This is a genomic window from Pseudomonas ficuserectae, assembly GCF_024584585.1.
Lineage (GTDB): Bacteria > Pseudomonadota > Gammaproteobacteria > Pseudomonadales > Pseudomonadaceae > Aquipseudomonas > Aquipseudomonas amygdali.
On sequence record NZ_CP085684.1, the window covers coordinates 4326427 to 4343303 of the forward strand.

15 protein-coding genes and 2 pseudogenes are annotated in these 16877 nt (G+C 58.9%); 5 read left to right on the plus strand and 12 right to left on the minus strand.

Annotated features, from left to right (window positions below):
* Window positions 1–45 precede the first annotated feature (45 nt).
* From pepN to LJU29_RS19065, 6 genes are read right to left on the minus strand one after another with little or no spacing between them, the layout of a single operon-like run.
* Window positions 46–2712, minus strand: a complete 2667-nt coding sequence (pepN, locus tag LJU29_RS19040; protein ID WP_257111062.1) for an aminopeptidase N — start codon at window positions 2710–2712, stop codon at window positions 46–48.
* Window positions 2713–2724: 12 nt separating this feature from the next.
* Complete coding sequence (locus LJU29_RS19045) at window positions 2725–3558, minus strand: DUF2797 domain-containing protein (protein ID WP_004665926.1); 834 nt, start codon at window positions 3556–3558, stop codon at window positions 2725–2727.
* Complete coding sequence (locus LJU29_RS19050) at window positions 3555–3815, minus strand: YeaC family protein (protein WP_057423021.1); 261 nt, start codon at window positions 3813–3815, stop codon at window positions 3555–3557. The genes LJU29_RS19045 and LJU29_RS19050 overlap by 4 nt, the downstream gene beginning before the upstream one ends.
* A gap of 28 nt (window positions 3816–3843) precedes the next feature.
* Window positions 3844–4716: a rhomboid family intramembrane serine protease gene (locus LJU29_RS19055; protein WP_257111063.1), complete on the minus strand. Its 873-nt coding sequence runs from the start codon at window positions 4714–4716 to the stop codon at window positions 3844–3846.
* Window positions 4713–5684 (minus strand): metallophosphoesterase, encoded by a 972-nt coding sequence (locus tag LJU29_RS19060; protein WP_005755071.1) that lies wholly within the window; start codon window positions 5682–5684, stop codon window positions 4713–4715. Before LJU29_RS19060 ends, LJU29_RS19055 begins: the two co-directional genes overlap by 4 nt.
* Entirely contained in the window at window positions 5684–6574 is an 891-nt protein-coding gene (locus tag LJU29_RS19065) for an NAD(+) kinase (RefSeq protein WP_002554505.1), read from the minus strand. Before LJU29_RS19065 ends, LJU29_RS19060 begins: the two co-directional genes overlap by 1 nt.
* Window positions 6575–6810: 236 nt before the next feature.
* Here LJU29_RS19065 and LJU29_RS19070 point away from each other — a divergent pair.
* From LJU29_RS19070 to LJU29_RS19080, 3 genes and pseudogenes are all read left to right on the plus strand, one after another.
* Window positions 6811–7951, plus strand: a pseudogene (locus tag LJU29_RS19070) (polymorphic toxin type 44 domain-containing protein).
* Window positions 7948–8379, plus strand: coding sequence for a hypothetical protein (locus LJU29_RS19075; RefSeq protein ID WP_005744658.1), 432 nt, complete (start codon window positions 7948–7950; stop codon window positions 8377–8379). The pseudogene LJU29_RS19070 and the gene LJU29_RS19075 overlap by 4 nt, the downstream one beginning before the upstream one ends.
* Before the next feature lie 81 nt (window positions 8380–8460).
* Window positions 8461–9428 (plus strand): annotated as a pseudogene (locus LJU29_RS19080) (DUF1853 family protein).
* On the opposite strand, the gene LJU29_RS19085 reads toward LJU29_RS19080, so the two are convergent.
* Both LJU29_RS19085 and LJU29_RS19090 read right to left on the minus strand, forming a co-directional pair.
* Window positions 9394–10674 (minus strand): arsenic transporter, encoded by a 1281-nt coding sequence (locus LJU29_RS19085; protein ID WP_004665931.1) that lies wholly within the window; start codon window positions 10672–10674, stop codon window positions 9394–9396. The pseudogene LJU29_RS19080 and the gene LJU29_RS19085 sit on opposite strands and share 35 nt — an antisense overlap.
* Window positions 10674–11882, minus strand: a complete 1209-nt coding sequence (locus LJU29_RS19090; protein ID WP_002554510.1) for an MFS transporter — start codon at window positions 11880–11882, stop codon at window positions 10674–10676. Before LJU29_RS19090 ends, LJU29_RS19085 begins: the two co-directional genes overlap by 1 nt.
* Window positions 11883–12251: 369 nt before the next feature.
* On the opposite strand from LJU29_RS19090, the gene LJU29_RS19095 reads away from it, so the two are divergent.
* Window positions 12252–12563 (plus strand): Mpo1-like protein, encoded by a 312-nt coding sequence (locus LJU29_RS19095; RefSeq protein ID WP_002554511.1) that lies wholly within the window; start codon window positions 12252–12254, stop codon window positions 12561–12563.
* Between the two features lie 9 nt (window positions 12564–12572).
* Here the strand turns inward: LJU29_RS19095 and LJU29_RS19100 are convergent, their stop codons facing one another.
* From LJU29_RS19100 to LJU29_RS19115, 4 genes are all read right to left on the minus strand, one after another.
* Window positions 12573–13394 (minus strand): UDP-2,3-diacylglucosamine diphosphatase, encoded by an 822-nt coding sequence (locus LJU29_RS19100; protein WP_002554512.1) that lies wholly within the window; start codon window positions 13392–13394, stop codon window positions 12573–12575.
* Window positions 13395–13486: 92 nt separating this feature from the next.
* The gene (locus LJU29_RS19105) at window positions 13487–13789 is read right to left on the minus strand and encodes an Rdx family protein (RefSeq protein ID WP_002554513.1); all 303 of its coding nucleotides are present in this window, start codon (window positions 13787–13789) and stop codon (window positions 13487–13489) included.
* Window positions 13790–13840: 51 nt separating this feature from the next.
* Complete coding sequence (locus LJU29_RS19110) at window positions 13841–14647, minus strand: ABC transporter ATP-binding protein (RefSeq protein ID WP_005731322.1); 807 nt, start codon at window positions 14645–14647, stop codon at window positions 13841–13843.
* 2 nt (window positions 14648–14649) lie between these two features.
* Window positions 14650–15507 (minus strand): ABC transporter permease, encoded by an 858-nt coding sequence (locus LJU29_RS19115; protein ID WP_005755082.1) that lies wholly within the window; start codon window positions 15505–15507, stop codon window positions 14650–14652.
* A 257-nt stretch (window positions 15508–15764) separates the two neighbouring features.
* On the opposite strand from LJU29_RS19115, the gene LJU29_RS19120 reads away from it, so the two are divergent.
* Window positions 15765–16853 carry an LLM class flavin-dependent oxidoreductase gene (locus LJU29_RS19120; RefSeq protein WP_057453103.1) on the plus strand — a complete coding sequence of 363 codons (1089 nt, stop codon included), beginning with the start codon at window positions 15765–15767 and terminating at the stop codon, window positions 16851–16853.
* The last annotated feature ends 24 nt before the right edge of the window (window positions 16854–16877 follow it).

Sequence of the window (16877 nt, forward strand, 5' to 3'; positions counted from 1 at the left end):
GGACAGCGCCTTTCTCACAAGTGCCTGTCAGGCACTGGACAACCCTCATTCAGCCAGGCTTTTGCTCACCACTTCATACACGTCCGCCGACAGTTTGCCGGAGGCGAGGATACGCTCCAGCTCGGCCTTCATCAGCGCCTGACGGGCGCTGTCGTATTTGCGCCAGCGGGTCAGTGGTGCCAATTGGCGGGAGGCGATCTGCGGGTTCAGGGCGTTCAGCTCGATCACAAGGTCCGCGAGGAAGCGATAGCCGGAGCCATCCGCTGCGTGGAAATTGATCAGGTTCTGCCCGGCAAATGCACCGATCAGGGCGCGGACCTTGTTCGGGTTCTTGATGCTGAATGCAGGATGCTTCATCAGTTCCTGCACGCGTTGCAGGCCGCCCGGCTGAGTGCTGGCCGCCTGTACGCTGAACCATTGATCCATGACCAGCGCGTTGCTCTTGAAGTTCTCGGCGAACACGGCGAGCGCTTTGTCGCGTTCGGCCGTAAACGGCGAATTGACCAGTACAGCCAGCGCAGTCAGGCGTTCGGTCATGTTGTCACTGGTATCGAACTGGTCGATGGTCGCCGCCAGTACTTCAGGTTTGCCGCTAAGCATCAGGTACGACAGCGCAATGTTCTGCAGCGCGCGACGGGCGAAATGCGTGGACTCGGCGACGTATGGCGTGGCTCTGGATACCTCGCGGTTGGCCTTGTAGCGCGTCAGCAGACTGTCAAACAGGCCATCGGCCAGTTGTTGGCGAGCAAATTCGCGAGCGGCGTGAATGGCATCGACATCCGCCACCTCGCTGATCTCGGCGAGATAAGCCTCACCCGGCAACGAGAGCATTTCTGCGACCATCGCCTGATCCAGACGCTCATCCGCCAGCACGGTGCCCAGCGCAGTGATCAAACGCTGGTCCATGACCAGTGGCTGACCTTGCTGGTGCTGACCGATCAGCTCCTGCAATACCTGAACCGACAGTTGCTGACCGGCATCCCAACGGTTGAAACCGTCGCTGTCGTGTTGCATCAGGAAAATCAGTTGATCACGGTCATACGGAAAGCTCAGCTTGACCGGCGCAGAGAAACCGCGCAGCAGTGACGGCAGTGGCTTTTCGGCAACGTCAACGAAGGTGAAGGTCTGCTCGGACCCGGTAACCGAGAGCACTCGCGTGGTGCTGGAAGCTACGGTTTCGTCCGCCAGACGCAGAGCAATTTCGCCGCCTTTGCTGTCCAGCAGCCCCAGTTCGACCGGAATCACAAACGGCTGTTTCTGATCGCCAGGCTGGCCTGGTGTGCTTGGGCAGCTCTGCCGGAAAGTCAGGCTGTAGGTTTTCGCAGCAGCGTCATACGACTCGCTGACCGCCAGACGCGGCGTACCAGCCTGGCTGTACCAGCGCTTGAACTGGGTCAGGTCGACGCCGTTGGCGTCTTCCATGGCCTTGATGAAGTCGTCGCAGGTCACGGCCTGGCCGTCATGACGTTCAAAATACAGATCACTGCCCTTGCGGAAGCCTTCGGCGCCCAGCAGGGTGTGGAGCATGCCAACCACTTCCGAACCCTTTTCGTAAACGGTCAGGGTGTAGAAGTTGGAGATTTCGATGAAGCTGTCCGGACGCACTGCGTGGGCCATCGGGCCTGCGTCTTCGGCAAACTGGTGAGTTCGCAGGTAAGCAACGTCCTGAATACGCTTGACCGTGGCCGAGTTCATGTCCGCCGAGAAACCGGCGTCGCGGTACACCGTGAAGCCTTCCTTGAGCGACAGCTGGAACCAGTCACGGCAGGTCACGCGGTTGCCCGACCAGTTGTGGAAGTATTCGTGGGCAACGATCGCTTCGACCCGCTGATGCGCGGCATCGGTTGCGGTCTCGGCACGTGCCAGCACGGCACTGGAGTTGAAGATGTTGAGGCCCTTGTTCTCCATCGCGCCCATGTTGAAGTCGTTGACCGCGACAATCATGAAGATGTCCAGGTCATACTCACGACCGTAGGTTTCTTCATCCCAGCGCATGGATTTCTTCAGGCTGGTCATGGCGTGCTGGCACTTGTCGACGTTTTCTGGCTCGACATAGATGCGCAGGGTCACTTCCCGCTGGCTCATGGTGGTAAAGGTGTCTTCGATGCACCACAGATCACCGGCTACCAGCGCGAACAGGTAAGCCGGCTTCATGAACGGGTCTTCCCACGTCGCCCAGTGCCGTCCGCCGTCTTCTTCGCCGCTGGCAATCGGATTGCCGTTGGAGAGCAGAATAGGGAAATTCTGCTTGTCGGCGCTGAGCGTGGTGGTGAACTTGCTCATCACGTCGGGGCGGTCGAGGTAATAGGTAATCTTGCGAAAGCCTTCGGCCTCGCACTGGGTGCAGAACATGCCGCTGGATTTGTACAGGCCTTCCAGCGCGGTATTGGTTTCAGGATGAATGCGCACGGTGCTGTCGACCGTGAAACTTTCGGCTTGCGGATGCAGCGTCAGGTGATCTTCTGTCAGTTGATAATCCGCAGCGCTCAGCTCCACATCACTCAGCTTGACCGAGACCAGTTCCAGATGCTGACCGTCCAGCACCAGCGGCGGCAGGCCTGCGCCGCGCTCGGGGTTGCGGCGCATGACCAGTTGGGCATGGACCAGCGAGTGGTCGTCGAACAGTTCGAAGGTCAGGTTCGTCTCATCGATGAGGTACTCGGGAGCCTGATAGTCCTTCAGGTAAATCATTTTCGGTTGCTCGGTGCGCATGCTGGAATCCTTCTACTGATGCACGGCCAGCTGATAGGCCGTGTACTTGCGAATATTGATCACGCCGGTATCGAAAATCAGGTATTGGCCCTTGATCCCCAGCAGCGTGCCCTCGGCAATCGGGTTCTTGTCCAGATTGAAGCTGACAATCTTGGTCGGATACGCCTCGACCGGGTAACGAAACTCGACAGGCTCGGCGTCATGTAGCAATTGGATGGCTTGCAGACCGAATCGTTCTTGCAATCCCAGCAGGCCCGCGCCGCAACTGTCGAACAATTCCTGGCGAATGGCCTTGAGATCGACCGGCTGGGCATCACCTTTGAGCAGCGCACGCCAGTTGGTACGGTCGGCCACCTGACTGCGCAGCAAGTCTTCGACAAAGCCTGACTGCTGACGGGTGGCCACACGCAGAATCGGCAACGCCTGACTTGCGCCCTGATCCAGCCAGCGGGTCGGCAACTGCGTGGACCGGGTAATACCGACCTTCACGCCTGACGAATTGGCCAGGTAGACGATGTGATCGGTCATGCAGAACTGTTCGCCCCATGCCGGATCGCGACAGGTGCCCTGATCGTGATGGCATTTTTCCGGGCTCATGATGCACATGTCGCATTGCGCCAGCTTGAGCATGCACGGGTAGCAGTAGCCCTGGCTGTAGCTGGACTTGGTCTTGCGCCCGCAATGACTGCAATGAATGGCACCAAGAAACTCCAGGCGCAGCGTCTTGCCGATCAGCGGGTTGACCGCAATCTCGGTCTCGCCCAGACGAAAAGCGTATTGCACACATGACGCATCATCCTGACGCGCCGACATTTTGTTGACTGCTCCGCGACCAATTTCGATCAATGAATAGCATCCGATTTGAACAGGATATTGGACACTGGCGCTGATTTGGAGGCGCATTCCTGCGGCCCCATGTAGCCCGTGCGCTGGTCTTCCGGCAGGTTCTGCACTTCCCAGGCGATCAGCGCCTGCAACGACAGCTCACGCTGTTCCTGAGTAAGCTTGCGGCCATCGGACCATTTGCCGATTTCCACGGCCAGCTTCAGGCTTTCGTAGATATCCGGGGTGATGTTTTCGATCATTTCTATAAAAGACGACATGGCGCACTCCAGAAAATAGCGGGTAATTTTACGACTTGCGGCGCGCAATCGCACCGCCGACCAGGCCGGTAGCACAACCGATGATCAGACCGCCGACATGCGCGCCGTTGGCGATCTCGCCGAAACCGAGCATGCTCACCAGGCCGGACAGGCATAGCGCCAGCCAGATGAGCATCATGATCAATACCCCGCGCGGCAGGCGATAGACCGGGTTGGGCGCCAGCATCTGGAAAATCCAGCAATGCCCGAGCAGGCCATACAGCACGCCGGACAGTCCGCCAAACAGGCTTGGGCCGCTGAACAGGTACTGCACGTAATTTGAAACAGCTGAAAACAGCAGCGTGAGCAGCAATAAAGACAGACCGCCCTGACGAATTTCGATGCGCCTGCCCAGTTCCCAGAACCACATGCTGTTCATGGCCAGGTGCAGGATGCCGAAGTGAATCAGCATAGGTGAGACGATCCGCCACCATTGCCCGGCGGCCAGGCTGTCGGACAACGGCAGAAACATCGCGTACTCGCCACTGATCCGGAAATCCTGAAAGGTCAGCCAGCGGATGACTTCGAGGTTGTCGCCCAGCAGCGTCATACCCGCCACCAGCAGGGTGACCAGCAACACCAAGGCCGTTACCGGGCTGTTGCGTAGCTGCTCGATCAGGCCCGGCGACTTGTACGTCATGTTTGGGGCGTCTTGCGCCAGTTGAAAATGCTCGTCCCCTTCAGGGAAGCGTGTGTACAAGTCGCGCACCTCATCGGCCAGTTGCGGCGCATCCGGCACCCAAAGTACCTGCTCGCCAGACTCTTCGCTGACCCTGTGGGGAATCCGCAAGCGCTGCAACAGGCTGACAAACCCGCTCAGGTTGGTGGTCAACGGCAACCGCAGGACTGCAACAGCACTCATTCTGAAACCTCGGGACGCTGCACGTCGACCCAGACGAATTTGTCCGGGTCGATCTGTGTTTCCTGGTCCAGCCGATAGGCGACCAGCTTGCCGTAGAGCACGGCGCTGTAATCCAGACAGGCCAGATTAGGCCGGATAGGCGCGGGGACGCCGCTGCGCCAGTAATGACCGACAAACAGCAGCGGCTCATCGATACCGTAACGCAGCAATGCGTTTTTTTCGGACGTGGACAGCGGGGTCTTGGCTACGCCTTCAGGCAGCGCGTCGGGCTGAAATACCACGTCGCCATAGGTCTGCGGGTCATCTTCCCAGAACTTGGTACGAAAGAACTCGCGGGTCAGCCCGTCGCCGCCGGTCAGGGTAAGACCGTGCGGCAAACGCATGTCGGTGCCGCGCAGCAGACGGTTGAAGACATTGCTGGCGAAACTGCCGGGCACTGCCGAGGCCTGGACAAAATGCTTGTCGATACAACCGGTGCCATGCAGGCCGCGCAACGGATCGATCAGAGTCGCATCCCAGCAGGCATGCACCACCCTGAAGCGACCGGCGTCCATGTACAGCGGCAGCTCATAGAACCAGTTGACGAACTCGCTCCATTCATCCGGGTAGCGCTCGAACTGCGCCAGGGTTTCGCCGATCAGCCGGGCATGGCGCGGGGTGTGCTCACGTACGAACTCATGACCGCTTTCCGGCAAGGCTGGCGTCATCCAGCCCAGCGCGTTGAACTCATGGTTGCCCATGATGCACAGGGCATGACCGGCCTGAACCATATCGCGGACGATATGCAGCGACTCGCGAATACGCGGGCCACGGTCAATGATGTCGCCGAGGAAAATCGCAACACGCTCAGGGTGACGCCAGACGCCAGCCTGCAGACGGTAGCCGAGAAGCTCCAGCAAGTGCTCCAGGGTATGGGCGCACCCGTGCACGTCACCGATCAGATCGTAGCCACGCGCCGGATCGAGCATTAATCGCCCCCGCCGCCGAGCTTGCTGCCCCAGCCAAGCTTGGTGCGGCAGACTTCGTAATAATTGTGATCCAGCGGGTGAATCAGACGCAGCTTCTGCGGTTTCTTGCTGACCGTGATGGTGTCACCCGGTGCGCAGGTAAAGTGATTCTGGCCATCGCAGGACACTTGCGGATAAATGGTCATGTCCTTGGACACCACGATTTTCAGCTCGCTGTTGCCGTCGACCACGATGGGCCGCCCGGACAAGGTGTGCGGGTACATCGGCACGATAACGATGGCGTCGAGCTTGGGATGCATGATCGGCCCGCCCGCCGACAGCGCATAGGCTGTCGATCCGGTCGGCGTGGCGACGATCAGGCCATCGGCCTTCTGACTGCACACAAACTGACCATCTATATAGATCTCGAACTCGATCATGCGCGTGGACTTGCCGGGGTGCAGCACAACGTCGTTGAGCGCATCGCCCTGACCGATGGCCTCACCGTGGCGGCGCACTTCGGCCTGAAGCAGGAAGCGGTTTTCGACCAGATAGTGCCCGTCGAGCACTTCAGCGCATTTGACCTCCAGCTCGTCAGGACGAATGTCGGTCAGAAAACCCAGGCTGCCGCGGTTGATACCCAGCACCGGAACGTTGTGCCTGGCCAGTGCCCGTGCTGCCCCTAACAGGCTGCCATCGCCACCGACCACGATGACCATGTCACAGACTTCACCGAGCATCTTGCGCGACGAGGTTTGCAGGCCATGACCGGGCAGGACTTCGGCAATCGTCTCTTCAAGAATGACGTGCAGGTGGCGGTCCAGCAGGAATCTCTTGAGTCGGCGAACGGTATCGAGCACCTGAACACTGCCCAGGCGACCGATGATGCCGATATTGCGAAATTGCTCCATGAGGCTCCTGCTGCGGTTTCGAGACGACTTAAAACAGCGATTATGGGCGAAACGGCCCGGTAGCAGCAAACCGGCACGTAAAGATCTAGCGAAACGCCTCATCACGAAGCGCTTCAATCAGCCGATTGGCTCTGAACGAATGAGCGAATTCCCGCAAAAAAACCGGATTTACCTTACATACCCCACAGAAGATGTTCATTAGCTTCGTCCGTTTTCAATACACCTAAGGACGACACATGATTCCCTCAGGCCGCCAGGGCGACATGCACCTCTGCCCGTTGCCGGGCCACGGTTGCACCCCGATTGTCACAGCCTCCTCCGACACCCTGATCAACGGCATGTCCGCCGCCAGAGTAGGCGATATGTGCGGCTGCGGCGCGGTGATCGTCACCGGCTTTCCCTCGATCTTCATCAACGGTCGCCCGATGGCCCACCCTGGGCAGCCCGACCAGCCACGGCGGAACGATCATTTCCGGCAGCCCCGATGTGGGTGGCGGCTCCGACTTCGGCGATGCCGCTGGCCCAGCCATCGATTTCTCCAGGCTCGGCATCCTTCGCAAGGACGGCACACTGGACGAACCGAAGCTGAATCAGCTTATGAACGACCCTGGATTGCAGGAGAACGCCAAAGCGGCTGAAGCACTATTCCCACCTGCAACGTCCAACACGGCCATAGCGCCAGCCTGCAACCACCCGGATCAAATGGAAGAACTGACCCGCTACATCGCTGACGAGATGAACCGAAACCTTCTGCATCCCACCGTGCAGAAATTGAAACAACTGCTGAACTACGACACCGCAGAAGAAACCCGTAAATGGATGGAGTTGCCGTGGTACGCGCAGATGGGTGCGCATAATAATCCACAAACGATTGCGGCTTCGAATACTGCGGCGGCAATGGTGATATGGGCGGAAAAGGTAGGACAGAACAGGGAGTGGGATCACAAGCCAAAAATACTGGCAAAATTCAACAACGATTCTCGTCATAAACAAGGCAGGTACGCTTATTACTATGACATCTGGTCGAACATTCACTATGGATACATCGGAATGGCTGCCGGGTTCTCAGAAGCCGTGCTTCTGGACGGTGCAGGACTTGAGCAAATCGCGTCGGAAACATTGGGGAAAATAAAAAGACCACTCAAGAACGATTGGCCAGCACCCTCTGAGGGAGCCGATGGGCTACGAGCCTGGGATGACGCCCCCGACCGAATATCCATTGGCATAGGTGTGTCGCTCTATCGCCGCTTCCCGAATGGCGAAATACAGGCCGATGAAATCATGAAAGACGTTTTACAGATACCCAAGAGCAGCTGGGGTAAAGGAGTGGAACTGCACTCATGCTTTGACAAGCCTGAAAACAAGAGCACTGCATGAACCGAAAAATCCTGATACACGCCATTGCCCGCTGGCCGAAGTTAACGGCGACCTTTCTCATCCTCGCACTATGGGATTTCGCTACGCCCTACGTAAGCGTCTATTACTCAGACAAGGCAGACGGAGAGCTTAGCTACACATGGATTACCGATCATCGCATAAGCAGAGGTGGCATAGAGCCTGGAGGAGCAACTGGGGACAGCGGCCACATATTTCAAAAAAAGAAATTCTTCATGTATTTCTTCTGGCACAACTCAACATTCAGCGGCTGCGTGAACATAGATCCACAATGGCCAGAGACTACAATCTTCATAGATGCCAACGGCCGCATCGACCTGAACGCCAAAGGGGCAACCGACGTCAAGCGATTCTCGCCTTGTCCCGGTGAAGACGCTGATTTTCTCGGGCTGGCCAGGCCCGTTGGATAGCACCGCATCTTTTCGCCTTCACAATCAGCTCACCTGCACATCAGCACCCTGCTGCACCTCAACTCACGCTATCCTCGGCAAATGACTCTAATCCCAAGCCTGATCGACCTCCCACGCCAACTACGGCACTCCGAAGTGCGCGACCTTGCCTGGGTGATCCTCGCGCCGCCCATGCTGGAAGTCGCGCCGTGGCCACAGCGTCATCCGCTGGCCGGCAGTGACTGGGTACAGGACCCGCAGCGACTGGCGGACTTTCTCTGGCAACTCGACCGTGACAGTCGCCCGCTGGAAGACTGGCTGGCGCTGGCAACCACACGCCGGCTGGGCCGCTATTACGAACGGCTTTGGCAGTTCGCGGTGCAGCACGCGCCGGGGGTGGAGATCATTGCCGCCAACCTGCCGATCCGGCTCGGCAGCCAGACGCTTGGCGAACTGGACATGCTGCTGCGTGATCGTGAAGGCGTGCATCACGTTGAACTGGCAATCAAGCTCTACCTTGGGCCGCAGGACGGAGACGGCCGCGACCCGGCCAGCTGGCTGGGGCCTGGCTGCCAGGATCGGCTGGACCGCAAGCTTGCCCACCTGAGCCAGCATCAGTTGCCGATGTCTGCACGTCCTGAAAGCCGCGCGGCCCTGGCAGCGCTGGGTGTCGAGGCCTTCAGCGCGCAGTTGTGGCTGGGCGGTTATCTGCTGTATCCGTGGCCAGGCTCATGCGAATCGCCGGCAGGTGTTCACCCGCAGCATCTCAAGGGCCGCTGGTTGCATCAACGTGACTGGAAACCGTTTGTGGCGCAGAGCAGCCCCTGCCGCGTCATGCCTGGCTGGCACCAGCGCTTTACCACGATGCGTGGAGCGATCAGCAGCTACGCGACTGGCTGGCCGAACTCGACCCGCTGGCTCCGGCGCAATTGCTGGTGCGCCTGAAAGAGAATACCGAGGGCAACTGGGAAGAAGCCGAGCGCTTGTTTCTGGTGTCGGACATGTGGCCGAATCTGGCCGACACCAGCCACCTGCTCAACTCAATCGAAGTGCCAGCGCAGCCAGTGTAATCAGCAACACTGGCACGGTCAGTACGATGCCGACCTTGAAGTAGTAGCCCCAACTGATGGTGATGCCCTTGCGCTCCAGCACATGCAGCCAGAGCAGCGTCGCCAGACTGCCGATCGGGGTAATTTTTGGCCCCAGGTCGCTGCCGATCACGTTGGCGTAGATCATCGCTTCCTGAATGGCCCCGCTGGCATGGCTTGCATCAATGGACAGCAGCCCGATGAGCACGGTGGGCATGTTGTTCATGATCGAAGACAGAAACGCCGTCATGACGCCGGTGCCCATCGCTGCGCCCCAGATGCCATAGCCGGCAAACCAGTCCAGCAGACTGGCCAGATAACCGGTGAGTCCGGCGTTGCGCAGACCGTAAACCACCAGATACATACCCAGCGAAAACACCACGATGTGCCACGGTGCTTCTTTCATCACCTTGCGCGTCTTGATCGTATGCCCTTTGGCGGCAATGGCGAGCAGCAGCAACGCGCAGACCGACGAAATCGCACTGATCGGGATGCCCAGCGGCTCAAGAGCGAAACAGCCCACCAACAAAATCAGCAGTACGGCCCAACCGGCCAGAAACGTAGCGCGGTCATGGATAGCCGTTTCGGGCTTGTCCAGATGTTCGGGCTCGAACTCGCTGGGAATATCCCGACGGAAATACCACATCAGCACGGCCAGAGTGGCGGCGACACTGGCCAGGTTCACCGGCACCATGACGGCTGCGTAACGGTTGAAACCGATCTTGAAGTAATCCGCCGAAACGATGTTCACCAGGTTCGATACCACCAACGGCAGGCTGGCCGTATCGGCAATGAAGCCGGCCGCCATGACGAATGCCAGGGTCGACGCAGCGGAGAAGCGCAACGCCAGCATCATGGCAATGACGATAGGCGTGAGAATCAGCACGGCACCGTCGTTGGCGAACAAGGCTGATACCAGCGCACCGAACAACACGAACAGGGCGAACAGACGACGTCCCTTACCCTTGCCCCAGCGCGCCACATGCAGCGCGGCCCAGGCAAAGAAACCCGCCTCATCCAGTAACAGCGTGATAATGATCAGCGAAATGAACGTCGCCGTGGCATTCCAGATGATGCCCCACACCACAGCGATGTCGCTGAGGTGCACAACCCCTGTCAGCAACGCCAGAACCGCCCCGAGTACAGCACTCCAGCCTACGCTCAGGCCTTTGGGCTGCCAGATGACCAGCGTAATGGTGAACAGGAAGATCAGCGTTGCTATCAGCATTATTTGGTCCGGGGTAGAAGAATGGCGAGGATGCCAAGCAGCGGCAGGTATGAGCACAACGTGTAGACGAACAGAATGCCGTGGCTGTCAGCCAGATAGCCGAGCAAGGCTGCGCCAATGCCGCCGAAGCCGAACATCAGGCCAAAGAAAAGCCCGGCAATCATGCCCACGTTGCCAGGTACAAGCTCCTGGGCGTAGACGACGATGGCGGAAAAAGCCGACGCCAGTACAAAGCCAATGATCACGCTGAGCACGCTGGTCCAGAACAGGTCTGCATAAGGCAGGGCCAGGGTGAACGGTGCAGCGCCAAGGATCGAAAACCAGATCACGGCCTTGCGGCCAATGCGGTCGCCGATCGGACCGCCGAAAAAGGTCCCGGCCGCCACTGCGCCCAGAAACAGGAACAAGTGCAACTGCGAACTGGCGACTGACAGGTCAAACTTCTCGATCAGGTAGAAGGTGAAATAGCTGGTCAGGCTGGTCATGTAGAAGAACTTGGAAAACACCAGAAATGCCAGCACTGCCAGTGAGGCAATCACGCGTTTTCTGGACAGTCCATGAGTGGCCGCCTGACCTGCCTTGAGTTTGAACAGGTTGAGGTGCGCGCGATACCAGCGGCTTATCGCATACAGCAAACCCAGCGAGAACAATGCGAACAGGCCGATCCAGGCCACGTTGCCCTGGCCGAACGGGATGATGATCGCCGCCGCCAGCAATGGCCCGAACGCGGAGCCGGTGTTGCCGCCCACCTGAAAGGTCGACTGCGCAAGCCCATAACGACCACCGGAAGCCAGTCTCGCGATACGCGAGGCTTCCGGGTGGAATGTCGACGAACCGATGCCGATCAAGGCGGCAGCCAGCAGAATCAATGGAAAACTGCCCACCATCGACATCATCACAATGCCGACCAGCGTACAGATCGACCCTACAGGCAGTACCAGGGGGTTAGGATGGCGGTCAGTGTAATAACCGACCCAGGGCTGCAGCAGCGATGCTGTGATCTGAAACGTCAGGGTAATCAGGCCGATCTGGGTGAAGCTCAAGTCGTAGCTGGCCTTGAGCATCGGGTAGATCGACGGAAGAATGGCCTGAATCAGGTCGTTGATCAGGTGAGCAAGGGCAACGGCACCAATAATGCGCATCACCAGCGGGCTGGCTTGAGGGGGGGTCGAGGCCTTCGCCGTCACGGGCTGAGCGCTGGTCGCCATGGGTATTCATCCGTAAAAAGGTTTTCAGGTTACCCCGGACGGATGATTACAAGATGTGTCACGCGTACCAAGGCGCGCCAATGTGCCATTTTTCAGGGCAACTGTGCCATGTTTTGTTGCGTTTTTGCTGACGGGTCGAGAAGTGCTCTGCGTTGCACAGCGGCTCTGTGATGTCAGGTGGATTGAGGTTCGGCTCAGACTCTCGTTCCCACGCTCAGCGTGGTAATGCCTTATGCCAACGCGGAGCATTGGCACGATAGTCGTAAACATCAGCAAGCTAGTCACGTCCATCGTGCCCACGCTCCACATCGGCACGACAGTCGGCTAAATTTGTGTATAACAAGAAGAACCAACACGAGGGTGCGCGCCGTGGATACCATCAAGCGTTTCTCAAGCTTTGCCGAGTTCTATCCTTTCTACCTCGCCGAGCACAGCAGCAGTACCAGTCGGCGCCTGCACTTTGTGGGCACCTCATTGGTGATCTTCCTGCTGGCGTTCGGTGTGGGCAGCGGTCGCTGGGGGTTGTTGTGGTTGTTACCCGTCGCGGGTTACGGTTTTGCCTGGGCCGGGCATTTCTTCTTCGAGAAAAACCGGCCGGCCACGTTCAAGCATCCGTTCTACAGCCTGCTCGGCGATTTCGTCATGTACCGCGATATGCTGTTGGGCAAGGTGTCGTTCTAGCCGGTTGAATCAGGCAACCGTTTCGCTGACCGGCTCCTGAACCACCGGCTGGCTTGCTTTCAAGTGCGCGTCCGCCAGACGAAACAGTTCGATAGTGCCGTCCAGGTGTTCGATCAGGGCGGTACAGGATTCAACCCAGTCGCCGCAATTGAGGTATTCCACGCCACCCACCTGGCGGATTTCCGCATGATGGATGTGCCCGCAGACCACGCCATCCAGGCCGCGCTTCACGCATTCGTGGGCGATGGCTTCCTCGAAATCGCTGATGAAATTCACCGCACTCTTGACCTTGTGCTTCAGGTAAGCCGACAGCGACCAGTAACCATAGCCGTACTTGGCGCGCCAATGGTTCAGCCAGCGGTTGAGGGTCAGGGTGAATTCGTAGGCCGAATCGCCGAGAAAAGCCAGCCAGCGGTGATAACGGGTAATCACGTCGAACTGGTCGCCGTGGATGACCAGAAGACGACGACCATCGGCCGTCACGTGCTCGGCTTCGTCCACCAGCTGGATGTTGCCCAGAACCAATTTGGAGTAACGACGCAGGAATTCGTCGTGGTTGCCCGTGACATAAATGACTTCGGTGCCGCGCTTGCTCATGGTCAGCAGCCGACGGATCACGTTGGTATGCGCCTGCGGCCAGTACATGCCGCCGCGCAGCTTCCAGCCGTCGATGATATCGCCCACCAGATACACCTTGTCAGCCTGATAGCGCTTGAGAAACGCGGACAAGTGCTCGGCCTGGCAATCGCGCGTGCCCAGATGAACGTCGGAAATCCACAAGGTGCGCACGCGTTGTTTGCGGCTGGGTGTGGCGAGCTGAGCACTGGTCATGGGATGACCTCCGGCAGGGTTTCCAAGAGAGTGGAGCATGCCGGTTAACCGAATGTGACACGTGCGTGGCGATGTCGTGACAATGGCCTGTATTACTGAGGACTGGCGGGAGTATGACGGTCGTTGTGGCCCAGATCACGGGCCGGGTCGATCTGGTCGCGGAGCCGCTGCTTGAGCACCTTGGCCTCGGGAAAGCCGCCGTCAGCCTTGCGTTCCCAGAGTTGCACGCCATCGCAGGTAATGCGAAACACACCACCGGTGCCCGGCTGCAACGAGACCTTACCCAGGTCGTCACTGAACGTGCTCAACAACTCCTGGGCGAGCCAGGCGGCGCGCAATAACCACTGACATTGAATGCAATAGGTGATGATGACTTCGGGCTTTTCGGCAGACATGGACGTCCCCTCCAGAAATTCAGACGCCCATGATACGCACCCTGCGCAGGATCAACGAGCATTGGCGAAACGACGCAGTGCGCTGAGCGTCACGTCGTGGGCTGGCTCCTGCGTTGCAGTATCGGCAGCCTGCGTCTTCACGCCCAGCAAACCCAGCAAGCGGCTACGAATTGCCTGAAACCCGGCCTGCCCGCTGTCACGTTGGCGTGGCAGGTCAACGCGGATGTCATCGGCAAGTTTACCGTCGGCCAGAACGATGACCCGGTCAGCGAGCAGGATCGCCTCATCGACATCGTGCGTTACCAGCAGCACCGCCGGGGTGTGCTTGCGCCACAGGTCGATGATCAACTGGTGCATGCGAATGCGGGTCAAGGCATCGAGGGCGGCGAAAGGCTCGTCGAGCAACAGCAGTTTCGGCTCACGGACCAGGCCGCGCGCCAACGCTACACGTTGCGCCTCGCCACCGGATAATGTGGCCGGAAAGGCATTCAGCCGATGGGCCAGACCGACTTCGGTCAATGCTGCTTCGGCCCGAGCCTTGGCATCGTTGATGCGCAGGCCGAGAACCACGTTTTTCCAGGCGCTTTTCCACGGCATCAGCCGCGGTTCCTGAAACACCGCGGCACGTGCCACCGGCACACGCAGCTCGCCACTGTCGATGTCGTCCAGCCCGGCCAGAGTGCGCAGCAAGGTGGTCTTGCCGGAGCCACTGGCACCCAGCAAAGCGACAAACTCGCCCGCGGCAATGTCCAGGTCCAGCCCGTCAATCACCCGTTGTGGGCCAAACTGGCGAACCACGTTACGCAACTGAACCGGGGGCGTGACTGATGAAGTGTTACGCAACTCAAGGGTCGCCATGCTCAATTCCTCACGAAGGTCGGTCGCCAGGCCAGCGCATAGCGCTCCAGCGTGCGAATGATGCCGTCGATCACCAGGCCCAGGACGCTATAAATCAACAGGCAGATAACGATCACATCAGTGCGCATGAAGTCGCGGGCATCGCTGGCCAGAAAGCCGATTCCCGCGGTGGTGTTGATTTGTTCGACAAACACCAGCGCCAGCCAGGAGATACCCAGTGAATAGCGCAGCCCGACAAAAAAAGAAGGCAGCGAACCGGGCAGAATCACGTGCCAGATCAGCTCGCGACGGCTCAGCCCCAAGGTGTTGGCGGCCTCGATCAGTTTCGGGTCGATGTTGCGGATGCCGGAAAACAGGTTCAGGTACACCGGAAAGGTGGTGCCCGTCACGATCAGTGCCACTTTGGTGAATTCACCAATGCCGAACCAGAGGATGAACAGCGGCACCAGTGCCAGCGACGGAATGGTGCGCAGCATTTGCATCGGCGAGTCGAGGGCGATTTCGCCGCGCCGGGAAAGCCCGGTTATCAATGCAGCGACCACACCAATACTGACGCCGATGCTCAAGCCCAGCAATGCGCGCTGCAGCGATACCCACAGGTGCACGGCCAGTTCGCCTGAAACAATCATCGACCAGAGCGTACCGCCGATCTGCGACGGTGCGGCGATCACTCGGCTGGGCAACAGACCGGTTTGTGAGGCCAGCTCCCAGAGCAGCAACAGCGCCAGCGGGCTGAGCAGACGCAAAACAGAGCCCGGCACTTGCCGACGCTGGCGATGCTGTTCAGGGGCGCGACGCTGTTCAGGCTTGTTGACCAGCAGAAAACCGGAGTCGGCGGGGTTGAGCGTTGTGTCAGACATGGGCGCATCCTTTCTGGGCAAATCGGGCATGACGCACCCGACGCAGTATGAACACCATGCTAAGAGCATAAGAAAGCCGAGTGAAATTCTATTTAGCTCTAAGCTAATAGTTAAAATATTTGATTACCAATAAAACTTATAATGCATATTTTTTATAATTAACTTAGACCAAAATCGAATTTCACAGCCTCGTCTGCTTGCCTTTATGGTGCTTCTCGACAAGGTCGAACGGACCTCAACCATTGGCAGGAGTTTTCATGAGCATCGAATTCATTGGCTATATCGCCACGCAACCCGGTTCTGAAATCCACCCGCGCAGCGGCGCGATCATACAGCCCGACTACGTGAAGACAGTGGCCAAGGCTCATGAAGACGCCGGTTTTGATCGTGCGCTGATCGCATACCACTCCAACAGCCCGGACAGCACACTGGTGGCCGCGCATGCCGCCAGCGTGACCAGCACACTGAAGTTTCTTGTCGCGCATCGTCCCGGTTTCATCTCCCCCACCGTGGCAGCCCGGCAATTTGCGACGCTGGACGTGTTCAATGGCGGGCGCACTGCGGTGCATATCATTACCGGCGGCGACGACAAGGAGCTGCGCGCCGATGGCAGCCACATCGGCAAGGACGAACGCTACGCGCGCAGCGATGAATACCTCAGCGTGGTGCGTCAGGAATGGACCAGCGACAAGCCCTTTGACCATCAGGGCACTTACTACCAGTTCGAGGGCGCGCACTCGCTGGTCAAGTCCCCGCAGCAGCCACACATCCCGCTGTACTTTGGCGGTTCTTCGGCAGCGGCGATTGCGGTGGCTGGCAAGCATGCCGACGTCTATGCCTTGTGGGGCGAGACGTACGAACAGGTGCGCGATGTGGTCAAACAGGTGCGCGCCGAAGCCGCCAAACATGGCCGGACCATTCGTTTCAGCCTGTCGTTGCGCCCGATTCTGGCCGACACCGAAGAACAAGCCTGGGCACGCGCCGACAGCATTCTGGAAAAAGCCAAGGCATTGGCAGACCGCAACGGCTTTGTCCGTCGCGAACCACCCAACGAAGGGTCGCGTCGCCTGCTGGCCGCAGCGGCACAAGGTTCACGTCTGGACAAGCGCCTGTGGACCGGCATCGCTGGCCTGCTCGGCGCGCAGGGCAATTCCACGTCGCTGGTCGGCACCCCGGAACAGGTCGCCGAAGCGCTGCTGGACTATTACGACCTGGGGATTACGACCTTCCTGATTCGCGGCTTCGACCCGCTGGAAGATGCTATCGATTATGGCAAGAAGCTGATCCCGCTGACCCGCGCACTGGTGGCTCAGCGTGAACGGCAGGCTCGCGAACAAGTGGCCTGATTCAACGCCATGCGGGCGGGCGAG